Here is a 23297-nt window from a genome sequence, read left to right as displayed (position 1 = left end):
TTTCATTCTGCAATGATCTTTCCCTGGGCGCTCTTGGGATTAAATTCACCAAAAAATGGGTAAGTCCCCGGCTGTAAAGGCCCAATAAATATCAGGGCTTTTTGACCACCAAGGATCACTTTCTCGCGATTCAACTCATAGCTTTCGAACTCTTCGGGTGTTGTATCGTGGTTACGTACCCAGAGTTTTATTTTGGTATTTGCCGGCACGTGCAATTCCGACGGTATAAATAAATGCTCGCGAATTCCCAAATCAAAGCTTGGCTTGTCTGCCTTCGCCGGCGAGCCCGACGCCAAAAGTAACAGTGTAACTGCCTGGCCTAGCACAAAGCCTCTCCATGTTGTCATTGGGCCTCCTCCCTACTTCCACGTCGCAGTGACTTTCCTGCACCTAAGCTTGCTTGCGAATTTTTGCCTGCAGTGAGAGACACTGGAAAAACAATGGAGACCGCTAAGCCCCGTTCATCCAAACCTGTTGCCATCACTATTTTTGCCCCGTGCAATTCCGCAATATGTTCGACAATAGACAGACCCAAACCACACCCTGCGGCCCCAGAGCTATGGCGATCACCTCCTAATCGATAGAATCGTTCAAACACTCTGCGCTGCGCCTCGGTCGAAATACCCGGCCCATTATCCGCGACGGTAAGCCACACTTGCGCGCCCCTGGTTTGTGTAATCAGTTCAATGCGGCCACCCTGCTGAGTATATTTACTGGCGTTGTTCAGCAGGTTTTGCAACAAAATTCCCAACGCAAATCGATCGCCGTCGACCCTCGCGACGTCACCGTCAAGCTCGATGGTTTGTTGCTTTTGCGCAAAGTCGGTATAGCATTCAGCAATGGCCTCGCGCGCTAAATTTTCCAAAGAAATTTGCTCAAATTTAGCGGGATAGTGATCTGGCGTTGTACGATGCAATAGCAACATTTGGTCCACTAAATGCGCTAAGCGATCGACATCTTTGCTTAGGCTACCCAAAGATTCACTACCACTGGGTAATTCTTCGCGAATATTGTGAAGATGCATTTTTATTGCACTAATTGGCGTACGTAGTTCATGTGCAGCGTCGGCGGAGAAGCGCCGCTCCCGCTCAAAGGACGCACTTAAGCGGCTCAACATCGAGTTTACCGATTGGATAACGGGCTGAAGTTCAACTGGCGCGCCGTCTACCTTGACCGCACCAAAATCATCTGGGGATTTGCGACGAAGAATTTTGGCCAACACATCTAAGCTTTTTAGACCGTGGCCGATAATAAGCCAAATTAAAATTCCTGCCACCGGCAAAATCAATACCACTGGCACAATAGATTCTAATATCACGCTCTCGGCCAAACGATAACGCTGGTCTACTCGCTCGGCGACGACTACCCGCCGTCCACTATCTGGGTTTTCGTAGACCAATGTTCGCCAGCGATAATCATTAAAATTATGTTCGCCAAATCCAAGCTCGTCACTAATTATTTCCGCTGGCGCATGGCTGGAGCGCCATAGTAATTTGGCCTTGGCGCTAAATATCTGGAACACCATTTGCTGGTCATCGGCCGACGGCGGCGACTCAAAATCTGGCAAGGGCATGGCCGCAAACTGGGCGGCCATTTCACTGAGTTTTTGATCAAATAGACTTTCGGCCTCGGCCATGCTGGCCCGGTAGCCGTGTAAGGCAGCGATAAAGTTCACCAGCATCAGCGCCGACAAAACGCTGATCACCAAAAAGCGGCGCAGCGATGTCATTCGCTATCGCCCAAAATAAAACCTACCCCGCGAATCGTTTTAATTACCGAGTGGCCTAATTTTTTTCTTAAATTATGCACGTGTACATCAACTGTATTACTGCTCACTTCGTCGCCCCAACTATAGAGTTTTTCTTCTAATTGCTCGCGACTAAACACTTGGCCTGGACGGTCGGCTAGGGCCCGCAATATTGCAAACTCCCGACGGGAAACCTTTTGCACTTCGCCATTGAGTTGCACTTCGTGGCTAGCAATATTCAAACTAACATTGCCTATGTGCATTTCAGTCTCGCGCAGTTGCCCACTGCGCCGGGACAATACGCGAATACGGGCTAGCAATTCTTCAAAGGCAAAGGGCTTGGTGAGGTAGTCGTCAGCGCCAGCATCGAGGCCAGCAATTTTGTCACTTAAGGCATCCCGAGCAGTGAGAATAAGTACCGGTATACCGGCCTGAATTTTACGCAAATCGACTAAGAGACTGAGACCATCGATATCGGGCAAGCCTAAATCCAAAATAACCAGATCCAGCTGACCTGCTTCATAAAAGCGCCGCGCAACGGCGCCGCTAGCCGCATGGTCAACGGCGTAGCCGGCACGATGCAGGGCGGTCAACATACCTTGGGCGAGTGATTCGTCATCTTCTATTAGCAGTAAACGCATTATTGGAACTCACTCTTGGCAAGCGTTGCATAATCGGTGTAGCCATACTAACACTAGCCGAATTAGGCCGACCCGACATCACTCTGTAGCTTGGCGTAGCGTTTTATTATTGGCAGCTGCTTTTTTAGGGCGTTCGCCACCACATTCGGAAATAGGCTATTTAAACGGATAAACAATTTTTCCGGCCAACCGAGATAGCGGCTACTGCTGTGGCGCTGAGTGAGCAATTGCAATACGGCACGGGCGACCAGCTCCGGCTCATCCTCGCTATTACCCAACTCGGTATTCATGGCGACCACAGCGGCGCTATTCATCGCGGTACGCACCGCCCGTGGCGCAAGATAGTGTACCGCGATTGCCTGGTCCGCCAGCTCCCTTTGTAGCGCCTCAGTGAATCCTCGCAAACCAAATTTACTGGCGCAGTAAGCACTAAATCCAGCGTAGCCAATACTGCCAAAGCTGGAGCCAATATTAATAATACAGGCATGGGGGCTCACGCTTAGCATCGGTAGAATAGCCCGACATAAGCGCATTGGTGCCAATAAATTTAGCTGCAGCATGTGCTCCAAGACGTCGTCCTGCTGATCGCTAAATAAACCAAACCCCGCGACACCCGCATTGTTAATCAATACGTCCACCGGACCAATTGCCGCCACGTCAGCGGCGAGCCCAGCAATCGCTGTTCCGCTGCTTAAATCAGCAAGTAAAATGTGATGGCGCTCAGGCTGCACTAAGCTATTGCGCAAGGAAGCTAATGCATCAGTATTTCGGCCCAATAAGATTAGACTATGACCCGCATTCGCGAAATTCAGCGCCATGGCGCGACCAATACCGCCGGTGGCACCACTTAAAACAATGTTGAGCGCTGTCATGGTTAATCCCTTTTTGAAAGACGGATCTTAGGCGGCATTAGCCAGCGGCGCGATATTACCCAGTTCACGGAAAATATTGCCGTAGAGGCGGTAAAACATTTTTGCGCTTCGAATAATCTCAGCCTGATCTTCAGGCTTGTCGATACGGTTCATGAGATCCTTAAAAAACTCAACATGACTCACGTCCAAGGCGCCGTGGGATTTTAAATAACTAAAGGCTTTGCTCGGTAACGCCAATGTCGCTTGAATGGCGTCGGCGGCCTGATCAGCAACGGCAATACTCGTCCCTTCAAGCACTTGGACCATGCCGAAGAATCCAATTGGATTAACGCGATTTATCTTGTCGTAGGCGTAGGCAACCATCAATTCCGTCGCTGGTGCCGGCGCACTGTGGCGAACACCTTCGCTGTCGCCACCACAGGCGCGAATATCGTTGAGTATCCATTCTTGATGCCCCAGTTCTTCCTCAATGTATTCCGCCACCGCCGCACGCAACCACTCATAATCGGCCGGCAAACGGCCGCCACAGGCCATCAGCAAGGGCACCGTGTGTTTAACATGGTGGTAGGCCTGACTTAAAAACGCGATGTACTCGCGCAGGCTCAGTTCACCAGCCGCGCCGCGCTGCATAAATTGAACCTTGTACAGCGCCTCGCGGTCATCTCGGGTTTCTGCTTGCAAGCGATCATAGAAATTCATACTACTCTCCACTGCCACGGTCTTAGGTATCGATATCAGTTTGGCTGTTCATTGTTTGGGTGGGGGTAAAAGCACGCTGAGATCCGCCTATGGGGTAAACAATACCGGGGTAACAATGTGCCACCAATTCTGGGTAGGTATGTAATATGACATCTCTTTTGATCCGGCCATTGGCGGTCAGCATGCCGTCTGCGACAGTCAACCGTTTAGGCAGAGCCGCCCAGCGACGAATTTGCGCATAATCTGGTAGGCGCTGATTACACTCGCGGATGTAGCGACCAATATCCTCGTAGCTATAGCCGGGTGTAACAAAAATTAGCGCGCTGCAGTAGGCCTCGGCGTCACCAATCACAAGACACTGACCAACACCCGCATACGCCAGTAATTCACTTTCGGGCCACTCCGGCGATATATTTCGGCCATAACTGCTCACCAGCAGGTTTTTGCTGCGCCCCTTGAGCCACAAGAATCCCTCGTCATCTAATTCACCTATGTCGCCAGTGGCCAATATATCGTTGGAATCAAGCTCAGCGCCGCCGAGATAGCCAAGGTAAACATTGCCCTTAACCATTACCTGGCCATCACTAATGTCCACATCGCAGTGAGACAAAATTTTACCCGCCGACCCAGCTCGCTCGGCGGCGGGGGTGTTTAAACTGACCACGGAGCCGCACTCCGACAAGCCGTAACCTTCGTAAACTGGTAAACCGAGGTCCCGCGCTTGGCTTATTTGTTCGGGTGCCACTCGCGCGCCGCCCACGGCCAAGTACTGCAAACTCGTTGGCGGCTGCCAATGGCCTTGTTCTGCTATGGCGATCAATCCCTTGAGTATTTGTGGCAAAAGAACAGCGCTGTCGGGCTGCCAATGATCTATACAGCTGGTCAAATCGCTAATCTCCATCCCGGAGCTACCCGCCCAACCCAAACTTTGCACGCGCGGCAAAATCACCTCCGCACCCCGCAGTAAGCCGGCGTAGACCCCGGCCACATTTTCTAACAAAGTTGCCAGTGGCAACACCGCCAAATGGCGCTGCAATGGCGTCGCCAATAAAGCCGTATTAAGCGCCGCCGCTGTAGCGAACAACTTGTCTGCAGAGAGGCACACCCCTTTTGGCGCACCGGTGGAGCCAGAGGTATAAGTCAGCTTCACTGTACCTAGGGGCAAGCTGGCCGCTTGATCTGCCACTGCTAGCGACCAAAGCCGAAACTGCGGCTGACTTTCAAACGCACTCGTCGCCGTCGACCCAGCCAGTACCGACGCTATTTGCGCATCACTTGCCCGGCGATCACTTATCAAAGTGTCTGCCCCGCAGCTCGTCAAGGTATGTTCTAGTTGTTCCGCACTAAAAAAGGCAGGAATGGGAATAAGTGCCACGCCAGCCTGCAAGCATGCCAAATCAACAGCTATCCATGCTGGGCTATTGTCGGCAATTAACGCGGCCCGGCGCACCCCGCGCTGGCTTAGCTCCTCGGCCAAGTTGTCAACCGCGACAATTAAACCAGTGTAGGTGAATTGCTCGTGTTCGCCGGAAAGTGCCACACGGTCACCCGCAACAAGGGCAGTGCGCCGTAATTCGCTTATCAATTTATTCATATAAAGAGCCTATGTTATTTCTGTTGCAGCTGGTTTGAATTTGGTACTTGCAGCTGGCTAATAACATACTCGACATGGGCTGGCGGGCAAAAATATTCAATGCATGTACGGCGTTTACTGCCACCAATGAGGGCGAGCTTTGGTAGTAAGTTCCCCAGTCAGCCAACTGCTCACCGAGTTTACTGCCCTCTGCCTTGCCTAATACATACTGTTTTACACCTAGACGGGCTAATAGCTTTTGCACTTCTGGGGTGGCGGTAAAAACAGCCCACTCTGCTCCGACCTGAACAATTAGGGCTGCAAGTGCAATAAACAGCATCTGACTACTTCCCCGCCACGTGGCAACCAAGTTGCCAATCTCGACCATACTGCCGCGCTCAACTGGACTGGCAAGTAAATCACCCAATATACCTTCGGCCGGCGCATCTAAATATCGCTCTAAAAACAAGGGCTGGCCGGGAGTGGCGCGGCGCATGCCGAGCGCGCCACCTAGGCCGCTAGCAGTGCGCAGTTCCAACAAATAGGGTAAAAACTCGCGCAATATTGCGCCATAACTACTTGCAAACTTCTGGGCAATATAGCTTTCGGTGTCGGGTCGTGACAGCGCGCGACGACCAATGACACTGAGGCGCGGCGCACTATCTTCAGAGGACTCACCATGCTGGCTAGTCGCTGCTGCGCTGAATTCGGTATTGGTCAAAGCTGATTGAGTTGAGTACATATTTGCGCCCTCACATCACAATTTCATGCTTGTAGCGTAATGACCAATTTTTAAGGAACACTTAAGAAAATTAACTTAGCGACTCAACGCATAAAATATAGCATCCCCAAAACTATTTCATATTGGAAATAGTTTCCTGTTGACACTATAGACCGAAGCGTTAGTATTGAGATCGGCAGCATCGCTGTTACAGCCAAATAAATAACAATAAAGTGACTCGGAGAGCGAGATGGAAACCACTTACACGGTATGTGGCATTTGCGAGCAGGCCTGCGGTCTGAAGGTAAGTTCTGAGAATAATCAAGTCATTAAAATTGAACCTGATAAGGACAATACCTTTAGCTGGCGGGACTATTGTATTAAAGGTGCCAAATCGCATCTGGCCTTACGGCACCCCAAGCGCATCACCAAACCCATGAAACGAGTTGGTGACCGCTATGTGGAAAAAAGCTATGAGGAAGCTATTGCCGATATCAGTAGCCGCTTTAACACCATCGTCGATCAGCACGGCGCCAATGCGCTTGGCAGCTATACCGGCAACCCCAATGGCTTTAATTTTGGCAGTGCCTTATTCCAGACCATGCTGTTAGACGCTATTGGCACTGAAAATCGGTTTTGGGTTGGCTCGGTGGATCAAAATGCACTGCATGTGGTATCTGAAAATATGTACGGCAACCCCTGGGTTAGCCTGCAAGCCGATATCGACTACTGCGACTACTTTCTGCTGATCGGCACCAACCCACAAATTAGTGGCATGTGCTGGATCGGCTACGCCCCCGACGGCTGGAAGCGCGTATTGGCACGCAAAAATGCTGGCGCCAAATTAGTAGTCGTCGACCCCCGCACTACCGAATGTGCCGCCAAAGCCAGTCAACATATCGCACCGCTACCTGAGTCGGATTGGGCTCTGGTACTGGCCATGATTAAAATTATCTTCGACGAAGGCTGGGACAACATCGGTCAGGCCCAACAACTGGACGGCTTAGCGAAGATAAAGGCGCTGGCACAGAGCGCTGACGTAAACGCGCTCAGCCGTCGTTGCGATGTCGACCCAGACACCATTTATCATCTCGCCGAACAATTCGCCAAAGCGCCCCGCGCCATGGCGGTTGGCCGCACCGGCATTAGCCAGGGTCGCAATGGGGTACTGGGCCTATGGCTGGTGCAAATTTTAAACCTCATTAGCAATCGAATTGAGGCTGAAGGCGGCCTTTACTATTCCGTCGGTATTCTGGATTTTCTCTCGGCTGGCGATGCGCTATTTCCAAAATCCAATGCTCACAGCCGGGTCCGCAACAACAAAAACGTGGCGGGCTCGCATAGCTTAGCCGAGCTACCCGATGAAATTACCACGCCGGGCGATGGTCAAATCCGCGCGCTTATTATGAATAGCGGCAACCCGGTGATATCTGGGCCAGACGGCGACAAACTCGACGCCGCATTAGCGCAGTTAGAGTGCTTTGTGGTAATTGACCAATTCCAGCGTGAAAGCCATCGCCACGCCGACTGGTTGATTCCCGGTGACCATTTTTTAGAGCGCACCGAAATAAACCCTCTGCTGCAGTCACTGAGTCCCGCCCCGCGTGCCCAGATGATGCGTGCGGCGGTGCCCCTCGCCGAGGGTATGCGCTTTGAATGGGAGTTTTTGCGCGACCTCTGCCTCGCCATGAACAAACCCTTTGTCATGGGCAAAAGTTGGCTAAACCCAGTGGTTAAGGCCAGCGTCAAATTATCGAAATGGACTGGTAACAAGAACCACGGTTTGTCTCCGCTGTGGCTATCACGCGCTCTAGTTCACTCGGGCGGTATGTTCAAATGGAAAGACATACAAAATGCCGAACACGGCATAGGAGATGTGTTAACAAGGCCGAAATTCGGCACGCTCTTCAAACAACTCACCACTGAGAACGGCAAGGTTAATACCGCACCACAAATATTTATGGCCACACTGAGTGAACGCCTCAACGAAATCGATGACGACCACGCCGAGTTCCCCTTGCAACTTATCGGTCGCCGCCGGATGAAAATGATGAATTCCTGGTCAGTAGAAACCAGCATGACCGGCATGAAAGAACATGAGATGTGTGGCGACACCATTGAGCTAAACCGTGCCGATGGCAAGACTTTTGGCGTGAACGACGGCGAAACCGTTATCGTATCCTCAGCAACGGCTAGCCTCACCGCCAAGGTCAAATTATCTGAGGATATTCGCTGTGGTGTCGCGATAATGGAGCACGGCTGGGGCTACCGCACCTTTGATCCCATAACGGGAGAGGGGACATACAATGGTGGTGTAAACCGCAATCGTTTAGTTTCAAACACTGACGTGGACCCTCTGTCGCGGGTACCGCGCTTAAACGGCACGCGGGTCAACATAGCTGCCAGCCCTAACGATTCTTAGCACTGACGCCGAACCGACGTCTTAAACAACTTCCAACAACAAACGGCCCGCCCTTTCTACGTTGGCGCCGGTTTATTATTCCCGCCCAAAATTAAGCCGCACAATAGCGTCTAATAGACTGGCCGACCCTCGGGAACTACCTATACTCTCAATGACTGGGGTACGTATACTTAAAGGTCGTCTGTAAATTATTTTGGCAGATGATGTTATTTTCAACATCGAACGCTTTCACGGTCGAACCGTATCACGACCCCGAAATGCGATACTAATCGCCCTCACGCCAAGTAGCACAACAAGCAGGGCTGCGACACTGGCGTAAACACGCGCAGCGTCGTTAGCAAATACATGGCCTAGCCCAGCGGATTCACAGCACCAAAGTCTGCGGTTTTCTGCTATCGGTGGTGGACTACACCGGCAACATCAAGGTAGATAAAATGCAAAAGGACACGGAAACCACCAAATCCAAGGATTTAGCCCCGCCAACCGCGGCTAAACCTTTGACAGTTGTTGGCGTCGGCTCTAGTGCAGGTGGGCTCGAAGCCCTGCAGATTATGATCGCCAATCTGCCTGACGACACCAATATGAGCTTTATTGTGGCGCAGCATCTGTCTCCATCACACAAAAGCATGATGGTTGATTTACTGGTGAAAGACGCACCCATTCCGGTATTTACCGCCGTCGATGGCGAGGCCCTCCGCGCCAATGCCCTCTATATCTGCCCGCCCAACCACAATATTGAGATATCTCGCGACAATAAGATCGTGCTAACCAGCTATGTTGAAGCCCGGCGCACCCCGCGGCCGTCGATCGACATGTTGTTTGAGTCAATTGCCACCCACAAAGGCGATGATGCTATTGGCATTATTCTGTCTGGCACCGGCAGCGATGGCAGCCGCGGTATACGCGCGATTAAAGCCGAAAATGGCTTTGGCATTGTTCAAGATCCCAATACCGCCAAATACGACGGCATGCCCAATTCTGCGATCAATTCTGGCAATGTCGACCTTATTGTGTCGCCAGAGCAGATCGGCGCAGAGCTGAAAAGTATTGTTATGTTTCCGCGGGACCGGACGCTTATTGACGACAAAAACATTCCCCGCGAAACCTATATCGGCATAATCCGCCAACTAAAATTACACTCCAAAGTCGATTTCAGTCTCTATAAAGAAAACACCATATTGCGGCGAATTGATCGGCGCATGACCTCGCTCAAAATAGCCAAGTCCGAAGACTACCTTCAGCATCTGAGCAATCATCGAGAAGAAGTTACTTTTCTCTTCAACGATATGCTAATCGGTGTTACCTCCTTCTTTCGAGATATCCGCGCCTACGAAACCTTGCGCCGTGAGCTGCAACTGTATCTAGCCACCAAAACAGATAAAATTATTCGAGTGTGGTCGGCGGGCTGCTCTACAGGCGAGGAGCCCTATACGCTGGCAATGATCATCAGCGACATCCTTGGCGACAAGAAAAACGAATATAAAATTCAGATTTTTGCGACCGACATCGACGAACAGGCCATTAGTTTTGCCCGAGAAGCTTCATACCCCGAAAGCGCACTGCAAAATTTACCTAAAGAAATTAAAACCCGGTTTTTTACCGTTAACGGCGACCAGTACGAGGTCATAAAGTCGATTAAAGCGATGGTGATTTTCTCGCTTCACGACATTAACAAAGATCCACCGTTTCTACGGCTAGATTTGATTACCTGCCGCAATCTGATGATATATTTCACTGCCGAATTGCAGCGAATGTTATTGCCCACCTTTCACTACGCCCTTAATCCTGGTGGTCTTTTGCTTTTGGGTATTTCGGAATCCATAGGCTTATTCCAAGAACAGTACCGAGTAATATCAAAGGCTGCCAAACTTTATCAGGCAGTACTGATCAATAAATCCTTGCCCCCCGAGCGAGTTAGACCCAGCCGCCGAATTCCCGATTATATCGAGCCCACACCGGCGGTAGAGCGCCAGTCCTTAACGCCAGCAAAACGCCTAGACCTGGATTACAGTGCGCTAATCATGGACGCGCTTAAAGACCGCGTACTGCCAAATGCCCTTCTAATAAATGAAAATCAAGATATTATATTCAGCGAGGGCAACAATGAATTACTGGTGCGAAGCCAGGGCATTCCGAGCAATAATGTTTTCAAAAATTTTCACCCGAAATTGGGAATTGAACTGCGCTCTTCACTTCACGAAATCGACACAGGCAAGTCTTTTGTCGACACAGGCTATCAGAACATTAAGCTCAAAGACGACAATGTTTGGGTAAGAATGATGCTGGTCAGGGTCGATCGCAGTCCGCCGCTGGGCAGACTCACCGTTATCTTTACCGATATTGAACGTCCCTTTGCCCTGCCTAGTATCAAGGATATAGAAGGAAATGTGAGTACCGAGGTTGTAAAGGAGCAGGAACGCCTACTCAACCGCACCCGTGACCAATTGCAAAACGTGATCGAGGAGCTAGAAACCTCAAACGAAGAAATGCAAGCAATGAATGAGGAGCTGCAAAGCTCCAATGAAGAGCTGCAAAGCTCTAACGAAGAACTGGAAACCACCAACGAAGAATTACAATCTACCAATGAAGAGCTGCAGACCGCCTACGCCGAACTGCGCATGGCCTATGAGGAAAAAGAACAACAGCAAAGCGAACTTCAGGTACTGCGTACAGACCTAATGCAAGCCAATAACCTGTTACACGAAGCAGAAAAAATTGGCCTCAGTGGATCTTGGATGTGGGACATTGAAAATCGCCGACTTACCTGGAGTAAGGGCTGTTTTGCCTTATTTGATCTCGACGACAACGACTACCAGCCCTCCTTCGAGGCTTTTATCGGCCTGGTTCACGCCGATGATCGCAATCGCCTCGAAACCCAGATGAAAGAAATGCTAATCAAACAGGTGAAGCTACCTATCACCTTTAAAGTTGGCGGCACTGATCAAGTGGTTAAGGTAATTTCCCTCGACGCCGTGGTGTCGTTTAATGAATTGAAACAGGCAACCAAGGTCATGGGTACCATGACTGACATTACCGAAAAAACCCACTACGAGAAAAACACCAGCGCCTACAAGGATAAGATCAATTACATTCTTACCAGTAGCTTGAATTGCGCCTACATTTACAATTTCATTGACGAGCACATTGAATACGTCAATCCAACTCTCACTCAGCAGTTTGGCTTTAGCCTAGCCGATTTAGAAGACTTTAGCGGTGAAGCTTTCTTCAACCTTTTTGCTGGCGACGAAGTAGCGAAAATAAAACAGCATTTTGACCGCGTTAGAACCGGATCACCGGGTGCGACTTACCCCAGCAAGTATGCCTTTAAGAAGCGAGACCCCAATGGTTTTACACCGGTGTACGCCAACCATACCGTTTACGATCTCGACGACACCACCGGCTATGCCAGCAAAATGCTGGTGACGTTTTTCGCGGCGGAATAGGAATATATGATGCGACAGAACCCTGTCTTTAATCGGCGTATAGGAGATCGCAAAGGTCTGCGCCTTGCATCTTCTACCATCGGCGCTGATGGCAACCACAATCGCTACCCTACTCCGTATCTTATTATTGATGAAAAATACTGGATCTTGTATGCCAATACGGCCGCCTTACGGGAAATAAATCCGAAACTACTAAGTGGTGAAGAAGGAAAAAACAGAGCAAATCTGCTTCGTTATATCAAACGGGGTACCACCGAATTTTTGGACTGGATAGACGCCTCCGGCCATGAGCCGCTGGAGCTACGCGTGGTATGTCTAAACAAGGCTCGGCGCTGTTTACTCTACAAAGAAACTTTCTTTGAAAATGGTGTTCGTCAGTTTCATCTCAACCTTCTTATCGTTGACGCTCAGAATTTCGCCGATGCCGACTTCAATACCCATCGCCTCGTCTTTACCAATACTCAACAAGCTATTTACGTCTCGAATAGTGCAGGCAAAATTACTGCGGTAAACCCGGCTTTCTGCCGGATGTTCAAATACGCTGAACAACAAATCGTCGGATGTGATGAGATCACCCTTTACGACAACCCCAGCAAAACTCTACGCCAAGACGAAATAAAGCTTAATTTGGAGCAATTGGGTTCATGGACCGGCCGGGTTGCGAACGTGGCTCATTCTGGAGAGGTATTTTACACATCATTAAACTCCAGCACCGTCGCGAAGGAAAACAGCGACGATTATTTTGTGGTCAATATCATTGAAGATATAAGCCATCAACTGATCCTTGAGGCCCAACTCAAAGAAAGTGCAGAGATCGACTCCCTCACCAATCTCCACAATCGATTGGCATTCAATCGCTACTTTTCTGAAATATTCGCAGAGACGCAGCGCAATGGCGAAAAATTGAATTTACTCTTTATCGACCTCGATAAATTTAAAGAACTCAACGACCAATATGGCCACGATTACGGAGACGAGTTGCTGGTCAATGTCAGCAGAAGATTGCAGAACACCTTAAAAGCGACTGACTTTGTCGCGCGGCTCGGAGGAGATGAATTCGTAGTACTGCTACGCGGGAATCTGCAAAAAGAAACCTTAACTGTATTAAGCAATAAATTGATTAACGCGCTCGCAGAACCCTTCAAACTGAAGGACCTCAGCTACCAGTGCACTTCGAGTATTGGTATTGCCCGTTACCCTGAAGATGCTGTCTCCGCAGAGAAGCTTCTTCAGGCCGCCGACAGTGCAATGTATTTGGCGAAAAAAGCGGGGCGAAATTGCTGCTGCTTTTATAATGAGGAAGTTCAACAGCAAGCTTATTCATTAGTGGAACAACGCCGTCAGATAGCGCGAGCCATTGCCGACGGTGATATCAAAACCTATTTCCAACCTATTCACAATTTACTCACTGGCAAGGTTATTTCCTTTGAAGCCTTAGCCAGATGGGTAGTGAGCGAACACGATATTCGCCTACCCGGCAACTTTCTGTCGGTGATAGAAAACGATCCACTGATGATAAAATTAGGGATGCAGGTCGCAACACAAGTCTATCAATTGTGCGGTATTCTCAACCGCATGCATTCAACAACTGAAGTAGCCATGAATATGTCGGCGATTCAACTGCGCTCCGATGAGTTAATCACCCATATCGAGACACTTTTTGCGAAGCGAGACGCTGATTTTCGTAATCTATTGCATATTGAAATTGCCGAACCACTGGTTTTTGACCGCGACCCCGTAATTCTCAGCAATCTCAAACGCTTAACTGATCTCGGCTTTCACTTAGCACTGGATAATTTCGGCAAGGGGAACTCATCAATCTACACGCTGAAGCGAATTGAGTTTTCGACAGTCAAAATTGACGGCGTATTTCTGGAATCGATCACCAAGGACGACTCCCAAGATGCGCAGATTCTTACCGGACTAATTCAACTCCTGCACAATCTAAATGTGCGGATTATCTGTGAAGGTGTTGAATCACAAGAGTATGTTCACTTTCTACTTGATCGCGGCTGTGTTCTGGCTCAAGGTTGGTTGTTTTCAGAAGCGATGCCCAAGGATAAAGTCCTGCAATACCACCGAAAACACGCTTAAAGGGACCAGTCTTACGGAACGCTAAAAATCGACTATAATCACAGGCGAAGGCGATAGTAAACGAGCAACCCTCGTTTGATCCCTATTCAAGAGGTTTACGTGACAAAACAAGGTGCGAACATTCTCATCGTCGATGACGAGCCGGCTTCACTGGAATCACTGTGTGTAATTTTGGAGCATGGCTGCCAATTATTTATGGCGGAAACTGCGCGAGCTGGCCTAGATTGCCTCGCAAAGAATAATATCGATCTGATACTGCTGGATGTCGATCTGCCTGATCAGTCAGGTTTTGAAGTTTGCAAAGCCATAAAATTCCGCGAAGAAACCAAACACATTCCCGTGATATTTTTAACCGGATTTGAAGGTTTGGTCTTTGAGGCGCAAGCCTTCCAAGCTGGCGCGGTCGATTTTATAACCAAGCCCGCCAGTCCGTATCGCGTATTGATGCGGGTAAATGCGCACATTAAAACCGAGCATCATATCAATCTTCGCGGCGACACGGCGCCCACCTAAGCTGAAGATCGGCTGACCTCATGTTTCTTCGCCAATAATATCAAGATAGCGCCGCAGTATTTTTATAGTGTGATCAATCGCCTCAAACAAAGGTGCTATTGAGGTATTGGGTTCCTCGGCAATTCGCTGGCTCAATTCCGCATTAAGCTTGGCCAGTGTCGTCGCCCCCACTGAAGCCGCGGCGCCCTTTAATCGATGTAAAAATCGCTGTTGGTCTTCACTACTCATGGTCGTCGCCGACGAAAACCGCGCCAGTTCACTTTCCATGTCTTTCACAAATGCCGTCGCAACCCGTCGGTACCCGGAAGGCCCAATTTGTTGATAAATCGCATTCTCTGAATCAAACTCAGCAAGTTCGAACAAGCCACTTATAGCGTCGTTGTTTTCATTAGTTTTGCTAGTCGAGCTATTTTCAATCAGCGGTGAGTTCGCAATGGGTACCCAATACTGCAAAATTAAACTCAACAGATTCTCAACATTAATTGGCTTAGCGATATGCGCATTGAAGCCCGCCGCCTTCGCAGCGTCAATATCACTCTCAAATGTTGCTGCCGACACGGCAAACACAGGTAGAGCCTCTGCAGAGTAATGGCTTCGAATTCTCCTTGTCGCAGTTAAACCATCCATGACTGGCATCTGGATATCCAGAAAAACTAAGTCAAAGCCACCTTCCAGTACTTTATTCAGGGCCTCGAGGCCATCGTTAACCAAAACCACAGTCAGACCAAAGCTGCCAAAAAGTAATTCCAGTAAAACCCGATTATACGAATTATCATCGGCAAGCAAAATTCTTGGTGGTCGTGCGGACTTCAACTTCACTGCTAAACTGGCGATGAGCATAGCGACTACATCGGGCTCCGCTTCGCCGCCCACCACCGAGATAACGTTCTGACCACCCAGTGCTTCCAGTAAACGTGACATGGTCACCGGCTTCTGCAAAACGGATACGCCTTCTAATTCAGGAATGCCGGCAATGGACTGACGGTCCGCCTCTAGCGCCATCAGAATCTCTGGAGGTCGCGCATGGCCCTTAGCATCCAAACAGCTATTGATACGCTCAATGAGTTCAACACCTTCTAATTTACTCAAGTGCTTATCTACGATAAGTAGGCCAAAGGGTTCACCGCCGTCCGCGCCTTCAACAACTGCATAGTAGGCTTCGTCGCTGCTGTGCAGCGCCGTTGTCTGGCAACCCCAATAAGAAAACATTTTGTCGAGAACTTCGCAAATTCGAGGATTCTCATCAACGATTAAAATTTTCTTCGGTACTTCCTGACGCAATTTACCTACTTCAGCATTTCTCTCTGCAGCCACGGGCAGTTTTAACACGAAGCTAAAGCTAGACCCCGCATCAAGCTGGCTTTTAACCTGAAGCTGGCTAGTCATTAGATCGAGCAAATGCTTGGTAATGGATAAGCCTAGGCCACTGCCACCGTAGCGACGCGTTACCGATACATCAGACTGTACAAAGGGTTCGCAGAGTCGATCAAGCTCTGCAGCGTCGATACCTATCCCCGTATCGCTAACGCAGAAACGCACTGTTGCGATATTGTCAGATATCTCACAGAGCTCAACTCGTATATTTACGCCACCTTTGGCGGTAAATTTTACCCCATTGCCAATTAAATTATTTAGTAATTGTTGGATGCGCAGAGCATCACCTGTAAAACTCAAACTTGACAGTTCAGGGTCAACTTCCGAGATTAATTCAAGCTTTTTAGTTTCGGCCTCGCTCGCGAATAACCCCACGGAATGATCTACCAGTGCATCTATTTGTAACTCGCCTATTTCAAGATGCAGATGACCAGACTCAATCCGAGTCAAATCAAGAATGTCATTAATCAATAACAGTAAATTTCGTGCCGCGGTACTCACTAAAGCTAGGTTTTGGTTGAGGCCCTCGCCATCGGGATTTCGGCGGATAATATCGAGGAGGCCGATAACCGAGGTTAACGGTGTGCGAATTTCATGACTCATATTCGCAAGGAATGTTGATTTGTAGAGGTTTACCTTTTCCACTTCTTCAATCTGCAACTGAAGCTTTGCATTAAGATTTTGGAGCCTGCGATCATAAGTATAGACATAAACAGCAACACCCGCGGAGAACAGCAGAAGCAAAAGCAATACTGGCAGTCGCCAAATCAATGCCTCGCGACTTATACCTTTTAGAAAATTATCACTGAGGTAGGTGTGGATGTAATAAGTACGCTGACCGGAGTTAAGCAAGCCACTCAGACGCTCAAGGGTTTCGTCGGGACCGACGTATTTACCTGCGATATTTGCATCGGCGCGCGTTATCAGACTCTTTAGATGGGTATCACGGACCCCTTGAGCAGATGCCGACATCCCCAGCAATGAAGCCCAGGCTTCATCCGGGCTATCTGTGTCTATTATCAGACTTCCTAATGAGTCAACAACGCGGAACACCATGCCCTCGCGAGTTGAAGCGTATATTTTTTCAAAAATTGTTGTTAAATCGATGTTTAATACAATAATGCCGTCCTTCAGGCCTTCTTCATTGCGCGTGGGAATCACCATTCGAAGTGTCGGCTGAAAAGGCTGTACTACACGCCCTTGCTCAATATTCAAATCAATGGGCGAAATATAGATAATATCTGTCGCAGCTGAATTAGCTTCTGAGACGTAATAACGTGAGGACTTATCTTGTAAAACTTCTGCCGAAGTAAACTTTGAGCCCGCTCTGGTAAGGCGATCCAGCCGCGCCCTTTCCATACCCTTTTCATCTATCCAACGAATCTGGGAGATAAGGCTGTTCTTAGCGGTGTAGCCAAGCAAAAAATCTTCTACATTTTTGCGATTAAGTGCCTGTGGCGGCGCCAGTAGATGGTGGCGAATAATACCTAATTTTATATCAAAAAGAACGAAGCCCAGCTGATCAATCTCGTGACTTAAGACACTGATATTCCGGTCACTAATTGTTTCCAAATCATTTAAGCTACTATCGTGTAAGTTATTTTTATAATGGCTGTATAACAGCCCGCTCACTATTAGCGAAAAAAGGGATAATGTTATAAACAAAAAAACAGCACGAGATTTTTGCTTGTGTTGCATTTTCGTCATCGCAGTGGGTCCCCCTTTTCTTAGCGTATGGCTGCGATAAGGCTCCGCACCGTGAATTTTAGTATATGGCTAACGATTACATAAAGCCGCTTATATACATTAGATAACTAAGCACACGCAGAAATAAAGTGTGCTTAGTGTTGATCTGCACTGCACTATTTCACAATACTAATACCAAGGGCCTTTGCGATGTGCGATTACCAACTTACTGATTTCGCCGAGCCACGTTTTACAATCGGGGTTTCGCCTTCCCAAATCGCCAAGCCTGATTTTATCTCGGTCAAGCTCAACTGAAAGAAGTACTCCACTTGGGTTTTATTGCGACCCATCGCGTGATTGCGCTGTAAAATTTTCCCGGTTAAAGACAAATCCGGCGCTTGGAGCTGGCCCTTGGCGGCAATCCCACTCTGATCAAATTCACTGTTACCGCGCAACTCTCTAGCAGTATAGCTCATTTCATCTTCGGGGCCATTGAAGGCCACTGCCGTGGTTACCATAACCTTCCCGGAGTTAAGCAGTTCAATCCGGATTTTTTTGACTAATTGGTCGGTATCAATACGCTGCATGGTGTCGTTAATCATACGACCAATTGCCAATATGTAGCGGCCACCACCGGGCTTGCTTACCGAGCCACTGGCGATCATCGATTGCACCGCTTCACCTGCCGCCTTTTCAAAATCGCGGTATTCCAAACCCATTACTGAGTCGGCGGTGTCATTAGTTGTATCAACAATCTGTACGCCGCTAGCGCAACCCGATAGTACCAACGCCATAGCGCAGGCTTTGAATAAATTCTTCATGTATTTACCCCTTTATTTTTCGGTGATTTCAAAACGATAATCAACAGCTTCTGGCCCCGGAGCGCTCTGCACAATCTCTACCGTTTGACCTGGTTCAATGGTGCGTTCCTGCCATTTGCCCAGCACGGTTGTTATTGGCTGACCGTCGTCCTGGTACCACAGCACTCGGAATGAAATTCGCACGGTGCTCATGGCTTTTGATTCAGCGCGCAGCATCAACTTGGTCCCAGTTTCAGCATCAGGCCATTCTCGGAGGTCGACGATGTCCAGGTATCGACCGTCATAGGCGACGTGTGCAGCCCACGGCGGCGCATTATCGCCGTAACGCAAGCCACCGCATGCCGAAAGCATTAAGGCCACACTTATAACCACCATAATCCGTTTCAATATTGTCATCGATGATTCCTCTTATAAGTAAAACAACTCAACATAGGGCGCGGCGTTGGAGCTTGGCTGCTTAATATAGATCAGCACATCTTTATTGGCGGGCAAACTTATCGTCGTCGCCATTCCACTACCGTAGGGTATTCGCAGTTCTGCTATTTGGGTGGCGGGCATCTTCGCCAGTGACCACTGCTCAGGCATCGCGTGCCAACCGCGGGTGTCTGCCGAGGCGCTAGCATTGGCGTATATCATGCCCGCGAAATTACCCAGTGGTCCAAATTCCTTTGCCATACGATCTTGCAGTATTGCTTTGCTGGCCGCAGACACCACTGCGCGGCTTACCGTTGCCGCCCAACGCTTTTGAAATTCGGTTTGCATGATTCTGTCCATGCGCGCCAAGGGCAAAAATTCAACGGTCTGATTCGCCAACGCCACACCGTTTACGGTGCCTCGGCTAGTCCGGTTGACTAATTCAGGTAGCGCCACCGTCACCTGAATAAACGCATTCATCGTAAACCACGGAATCGAAAATCGCTTCTCGCCATATACAGGGCTTAAGCCACTCTCAAAAACAATCCAGCGCTGCGGCACGCCGCCGCGCAAACGCCCGCGCTCACGTATATTTAATAAATCTTGGGCGATGATTGGGTGGCCACCCACCATGCCATTGACCCGCGTTAATAAGGTCTCCGCTTGGCCAATATCACTGCCACTGCCCGCCGCCAGAAACATGGCGTTCATATACGCCACTGCGGGATTTACAAAGCTATCGTAAACCTGCCACTGATCCATATTCGGGAAATTCTGGCGCAGGGCATTTTTCACTCCCGACGACTGCAGATTGCGATAGGCGTCGCCGCTGCGTTCGCGGTTTTCCCGCTCGGCTTCGTTAATCATGTCTTGGTAGCGCTCTACCGCTATACGCGCCCGCTCATTAGCACGATTAAATTCAACGCGGGCATTGTCTTTTTCACCCAGCGACCAAAATGCTAGCGCCTTATAGAAATTAGTGAGAATTCGCTCGGCAGGTGGCGGCTCATAAGAGCGAACTGCATCGTTCACCAAGGCCGCGCCGACATTTTCGCCAAGCTTGCGCGCGCTGCCCTGCACGTCTTTGTCTTTGAATAGGTTTTCTAGCGCGTCGTAGTGGGCAATTGCCCGCCGCGGATTACCTGCCAAGCGCCAGTTTTCAGCCGCTTCCAAGTGCAATAAGACCTCGCCCGAGCGCGCCACTACCGGCTGCAATTCCCCCGTTTTAACATCCATAAAGCCCAATTGCTGCTCAACGGCCTCGGCCGCAGCCAGGTATTGCCCTGCTTGGTAACGCTGATCAATATTTTGGACAAAATCGCTGCTTTGATAACTCACGCAGCCGCTAATCAGCAATGGCAAGACTAAACACCAGGCACGAAGATATCGTGGCCACTGTCGATTACGCCTTGTTACTCGATCTAGCACTGAATAGCCTACTCCCAAAACCAAACCAGCAATCCATCCTGAGGCAGTGCTATAGACCACCGTTTTTAGATTCCGTGCGCAGCGCCTGCAAGCCTTTTTCAATTGTCGTTAAATGCTCCCTAACACCCGCTTTGCTGCGCGAGATACCCACCGCGAGAATATCCAAAACCGCCATATGGGCAAGCCGCGATGGCAGCGGTGTGTAGTCACCATCGTCTTTATCGACATCAATCGCAATGGCCAGATCAGCAAGCGCCGCCACTGGCGAGCCCGACGGTGCCAAAGCGATCACCGGTGCACCACTTTGCTGAGCTAAGGCAATGGCCTCCAGCAGCGCGCGAGTACGACCGGACTGGGAAATTGCCACCACCACATCATTTTTCTGCAAAGACATCGCCGACATGGCCTGCACATGAGGGTCGGAATACACGCTGGCCGAAATTTGCAGACGAAATAGATTGTGCTGGGCGTCGGTAGCGACCGCCGCCGAGGCGCCAAAACCGTAAAATTCCACGCGCCGCGCCGCACTGAGTAATGCCACGGCCTCCTCAATCGCCGTAATCTCAATATTGTCGCGAACCTTTTTAAAGGCTTCCATGGTGGCATCGAAGACCTTAAAGGTGTATTGCCGCGCCGAGTCTTCGTCGCCAAAGCTAAATTCTTCGTAGTCTGGGCTGTGCGCAATATGTTGGGCTAACGATACCTTAAAATTCTGAAAGCCATCGCAGCCCACCGCCCGGCAAAAGCGCACCACAGTTGGCTCGCTAACATGCGCTTCCTGGGCCAGATCGACAATCCGCATATGAATAACTTCTTTGCGGTTTTTAAGAATATAGTCCGCTACTTTGCGCTCAGAACGGCGCATTTGCTCGCGGCTGCTTTCCATGGCCCGGATGATATTTCTCGGTCGCAAATTTAACTCCGACAGCTCAGTTTTATTGATTTAAGCCCTTCATTGTAACTCAGCCTAAGCGTATTGGTGGCTTTTCACCGCTAAGCCACACAAGCAACAACAATATAGCGCCTCCCCCCAATATTGGGGAGGCCATCTCGAGCAATAGACCTTAGTCTCATACTTGACACAAATTATGCGTGTTCATTTAGTTCTGATCTAAAAACATAAGGCTATGGGGTAGCTACAATGAAATTAAAATTGCTTGGTTTAAACTGTATATTTCTTGTCACCGCGTGTGGTGGTGGTGGCGGTGGCTCCGGCACGCCCAGCGACAGCCTTACAGGTATTTTCACAGACAGCCCGGTATACGGCGTTAAATACCAAACTGATAGCTTGCAGGGCCTGACCAACGCCTTAGGTGAATTCGACTACCGCGAGGGCGAGTCCATTGTATTCTCCATTGGCGACCTCCAGTTCCCCAGCATCAGCGCAACGCAACAAATCACCCCAACTGACCTCGCCCAAGGTAGTAGTGAAGTTCGCACTAATATCTTGCAGCTATTGCAATCGCTAGACGACGACAATAATCCCGACAATGGCATTTCAATCTCTGCTGAAGCGGAAAACGCGTTCAAAGACAGCACCCTAGATTTAGAAAGCGCCAACTTCGACAGCGAAGCGCAAGCAATACTGGATACCATTGGAGATGGTATCCAACTCGTCAGCGCAGAGCAGGCTGAAGCACACTTCCAAAGCGCACAAGAAGCACAAATTCTCGGCAGCTGGCTATACAGTGAAGGCGAGGGCAAACGCAATGTGCTGACATTCGTCGAAGGAAACGAATACGTCATTATTCATGAGCATACTGACGACGGTGACCAAGTCGCAGGGTCAGTCGAATATGGTACTTACACTTGGGATATTGAGAGCGGTGCATTCAGCACTTCGTTGATCGACGAGTCCGATAATTCAGGTGGGCTTTACGATGAGGGAAGTTCAGTATCAAAGGCCAGCGTCACCGGCGACACTCTAACGCTCAATTTTACCGACACCGATAGCGGCACAGTCGCGTTTAGTCGTGTTAAAAATCTGAACAACTCGCTAGAAGGTGCATGGCAGCTATATGAAGCCGACATAGATAGCCTAAATGTACTAACCTTTCTATCTAACACCGAGTACGTTATCGCTCACACCAATAACCAAGAAAGCTATGACGATGATGATGGTGGTCCCGCAAGCCCACAAGCCCTATCAGGTGAGTTTGGTACTTTCTCCACCACTGAAAATAGCTCTACCTTCACCGCCAGTGTGGAAAGCAACGGTGATGGCGGCCTATATAATAAAACCGACCCGAGCGACAACATCATTACATTAGAGGTAAAACGTTGGGGTGATTTAAAGATAATAGACTTAGATGGTGAATTCTTTTTAAGCAGAGTAGGAACCTTTGCAACCACCCTCGTTGGTGACGGTGAAAACCTAGTCGATATCCTAGTGAACCGTGGCGTCGGTTTTGATGAGGCAGATTTAGTTGGCAATTGGCAGGTCACCACGACCTCGCCGTCTTATCACGACAAAGTGGGTTTCGTTGAAAGTTTCAGCGTCCAGCTCAAGGCAGATCGCACCGGCACCGTGACCTTTGAAGAAGATGACGTTACCACCTTAGTTTGGGAGGTGAACTCTGCGGGCACCCTGTATTACACCGAGACCGATGAATTTGACGACAAGTGGTTTCTCAACATCGCACCCGTTAAAGGAGCGGCAAATAGTGTGTTAATTGATAGCAAAAGCCCCGCCGGCCAAGAAGATTTCGCCGATGTACTCGTTGAAGCTAGCTTTACGCGTATTGCAGATGAAGGACCAATTAGTGAGGAAATAGCCGTTAAAAAATGACCTCATAGGGCCGAGCCCACAATAAGCTCATAACGATATCTGTACCACTGAGCCGCTAGAT

General features: G+C 49.4%; 17 protein-coding genes. 5 read left to right on the top strand and 12 right to left on the bottom strand.

The genetic code is table 11. The features are described from left to right. Positions 1–2: 2 nt before the first annotated feature. The 7 genes from ABD836_RS08505 to ABD836_RS08475 form a co-directional block, all read right to left on the bottom strand. The gene (locus ABD836_RS08505) at positions 3–347 is read right to left on the bottom strand and encodes a cupredoxin domain-containing protein (RefSeq protein ID WP_344934588.1); all 345 of its coding nucleotides are present in this window, start codon (positions 345–347) and stop codon (positions 3–5) included. Next, positions 344–1729, bottom strand: coding sequence for an ATP-binding protein (locus tag ABD836_RS08500; protein ID WP_344934585.1), 1386 nt, complete (start codon positions 1727–1729; stop codon positions 344–346). The genes ABD836_RS08505 and ABD836_RS08500 overlap by 4 nt, the downstream gene beginning before the upstream one ends. Beyond that, positions 1726–2388 (bottom strand): response regulator, encoded by a 663-nt coding sequence (locus tag ABD836_RS08495; RefSeq protein ID WP_344934583.1) that lies wholly within the window; start codon positions 2386–2388, stop codon positions 1726–1728. The genes ABD836_RS08500 and ABD836_RS08495 overlap by 4 nt, the downstream gene beginning before the upstream one ends. 62 nt (positions 2389–2450) lie before the next feature. Beyond that, positions 2451–3260, bottom strand: a complete 810-nt coding sequence (locus ABD836_RS08490) for an SDR family oxidoreductase (protein ID WP_344934581.1) — start codon at positions 3258–3260, stop codon at positions 2451–2453. Between the two features lie 27 nt (positions 3261–3287). After that, a complete protein-coding gene (locus tag ABD836_RS08485) occupies positions 3288–3959 on the bottom strand; it encodes an iron-containing redox enzyme family protein (RefSeq protein ID WP_344934579.1) in 672 nt (223 codons plus the stop codon). Between the two features lie 22 nt (positions 3960–3981). Then, positions 3982–5553 carry an AMP-binding protein gene (locus ABD836_RS08480; protein ID WP_344934577.1) on the bottom strand — a complete coding sequence of 524 codons (1572 nt, stop codon included), beginning with the start codon at positions 5551–5553 and terminating at the stop codon, positions 3982–3984. Next, on the bottom strand, positions 5546–6274 hold the full coding sequence (locus ABD836_RS08475; protein ID WP_344934575.1) for a thermostable hemolysin: 729 nt from the start codon (positions 6272–6274) through the stop codon (positions 5546–5548). Before ABD836_RS08475 ends, ABD836_RS08480 begins: the two co-directional genes overlap by 8 nt. Before the next feature lie 229 nt (positions 6275–6503). On the opposite strand from ABD836_RS08475, the gene ABD836_RS08470 reads away from it, so the two are divergent. From ABD836_RS08470 to ABD836_RS08455, 4 genes are all read left to right on the top strand, one after another. Further along, positions 6504–8675: a molybdopterin-containing oxidoreductase family protein gene (locus ABD836_RS08470; protein ID WP_344934574.1), complete on the top strand. Its 2172-nt coding sequence runs from the start codon at positions 6504–6506 to the stop codon at positions 8673–8675. A 434-nt stretch (positions 8676–9109) separates the two neighbouring features. Further along, complete coding sequence (locus tag ABD836_RS08465; RefSeq protein ID WP_344934571.1) at positions 9110–12118, top strand: chemotaxis protein CheB; 3009 nt, start codon at positions 9110–9112, stop codon at positions 12116–12118. Positions 12119–12124: 6 nt separating this feature from the next. Further along, entirely contained in the window at positions 12125–14212 is a 2088-nt protein-coding gene (locus tag ABD836_RS08460) for an EAL domain-containing protein (RefSeq protein ID WP_344934568.1), read from the top strand. Positions 14213–14311: 99 nt separating this feature from the next. Further along, positions 14312–14725, top strand: a complete 414-nt coding sequence (locus tag ABD836_RS08455; protein ID WP_344934565.1) for a response regulator — start codon at positions 14312–14314, stop codon at positions 14723–14725. Between the two features lie 18 nt (positions 14726–14743). On the opposite strand, the gene ABD836_RS08450 is transcribed toward ABD836_RS08455, so the two are convergent. From ABD836_RS08450 to ABD836_RS08430, 5 genes are all read right to left on the bottom strand, one after another. Further along, positions 14744–17671, bottom strand: a complete 2928-nt coding sequence (locus ABD836_RS08450; protein WP_344934562.1) for a response regulator — start codon at positions 17669–17671, stop codon at positions 14744–14746. 332 nt (positions 17672–18003) lie between these two features. Continuing rightward, entirely contained in the window at positions 18004–18606 is a 603-nt protein-coding gene (gene lpoB, locus ABD836_RS08445) for a penicillin-binding protein activator LpoB (protein WP_344934559.1), read from the bottom strand. Between the two features lie 12 nt (positions 18607–18618). Further along, a complete protein-coding gene (locus ABD836_RS08440) occupies positions 18619–19002 on the bottom strand; it encodes a DUF1425 domain-containing protein (RefSeq protein WP_344934556.1) in 384 nt (127 codons plus the stop codon). A gap of 12 nt (positions 19003–19014) precedes the next feature. Then, on the bottom strand, positions 19015–20382 hold the full coding sequence (locus ABD836_RS08435) for a COG3014 family protein (protein WP_344934553.1): 1368 nt from the start codon (positions 20380–20382) through the stop codon (positions 19015–19017). A gap of 115 nt (positions 20383–20497) precedes the next feature. Next, a complete protein-coding gene (locus ABD836_RS08430) occupies positions 20498–21361 on the bottom strand; it encodes a MurR/RpiR family transcriptional regulator (protein WP_344934550.1) in 864 nt (287 codons plus the stop codon). Positions 21362–21589: 228 nt separating this feature from the next. On the opposite strand from ABD836_RS08430, the gene ABD836_RS08425 reads away from it, so the two are divergent. Then, a complete protein-coding gene (locus ABD836_RS08425) occupies positions 21590–23236 on the top strand; it encodes a hypothetical protein (protein WP_344934547.1) in 1647 nt (548 codons plus the stop codon). Positions 23237–23297 lie beyond the last annotated feature (61 nt).

Origin of the sequence: Zhongshania borealis, assembly GCF_039539625.1 — a bacterium.
Lineage (GTDB): Bacteria > Pseudomonadota > Gammaproteobacteria > Pseudomonadales > Spongiibacteraceae > Spongiibacter > Spongiibacter borealis.
Note: the sequence above shows the minus strand (reverse complement) of the source record. Positions and strands in the feature narration are given on the sequence as shown.

What these genes read in the sequence shown, in the direction of transcription:
- ABD836_RS08505 (WP_344934588.1), bottom strand. Translation starts at nt 347, where the DNA reads ATGACAACATGGAGAGGCTTTGTGCTAGGCCAGGCAGTTACACTGTTA.
- ABD836_RS08500 (WP_344934585.1), bottom strand. Translation starts at nt 1,729, where the DNA reads ATGACATCGCTGCGCCGCTTTTTGGTGATCAGCGTTTTGTCGGCGCTG.
- ABD836_RS08495 (WP_344934583.1), bottom strand. Translation starts at nt 2,388, where the DNA reads ATGCGTTTACTGCTAATAGAAGATGACGAATCACTCGCCCAAGGTATG.
- ABD836_RS08490 (WP_344934581.1), bottom strand. Translation starts at nt 3,260, where the DNA reads ATGACAGCGCTCAACATTGTTTTAAGTGGTGCCACCGGCGGTATTGGT.
- ABD836_RS08485 (WP_344934579.1), bottom strand. Translation starts at nt 3,959, where the DNA reads ATGAATTTCTATGATCGCTTGCAAGCAGAAACCCGAGATGACCGCGAG.
- ABD836_RS08480 (WP_344934577.1), bottom strand. Translation starts at nt 5,553, where the DNA reads ATGAATAAATTGATAAGCGAATTACGGCGCACTGCCCTTGTTGCGGGT.
- ABD836_RS08475 (WP_344934575.1), bottom strand. Translation starts at nt 6,274, where the DNA reads ATGTACTCAACTCAATCAGCTTTGACCAATACCGAATTCAGCGCAGCA.
- ABD836_RS08470 (WP_344934574.1), top strand. Translation starts at nt 6,504, where the DNA reads ATGGAAACCACTTACACGGTATGTGGCATTTGCGAGCAGGCCTGCGGT.
- ABD836_RS08465 (WP_344934571.1), top strand. Translation starts at nt 9,110, where the DNA reads ATGCAAAAGGACACGGAAACCACCAAATCCAAGGATTTAGCCCCGCCA.
- ABD836_RS08460 (WP_344934568.1), top strand. Translation starts at nt 12,125, where the DNA reads ATGATGCGACAGAACCCTGTCTTTAATCGGCGTATAGGAGATCGCAAA.
- lpoB (WP_344934559.1), bottom strand. Translation starts at nt 18,606, where the DNA reads ATGAAGAATTTATTCAAAGCCTGCGCTATGGCGTTGGTACTATCGGGT.
- ABD836_RS08440 (WP_344934556.1), bottom strand. Translation starts at nt 19,002, where the DNA reads ATGACAATATTGAAACGGATTATGGTGGTTATAAGTGTGGCCTTAATG.
- ABD836_RS08425 (WP_344934547.1), top strand. Translation starts at nt 21,590, where the DNA reads ATGAAATTAAAATTGCTTGGTTTAAACTGTATATTTCTTGTCACCGCG.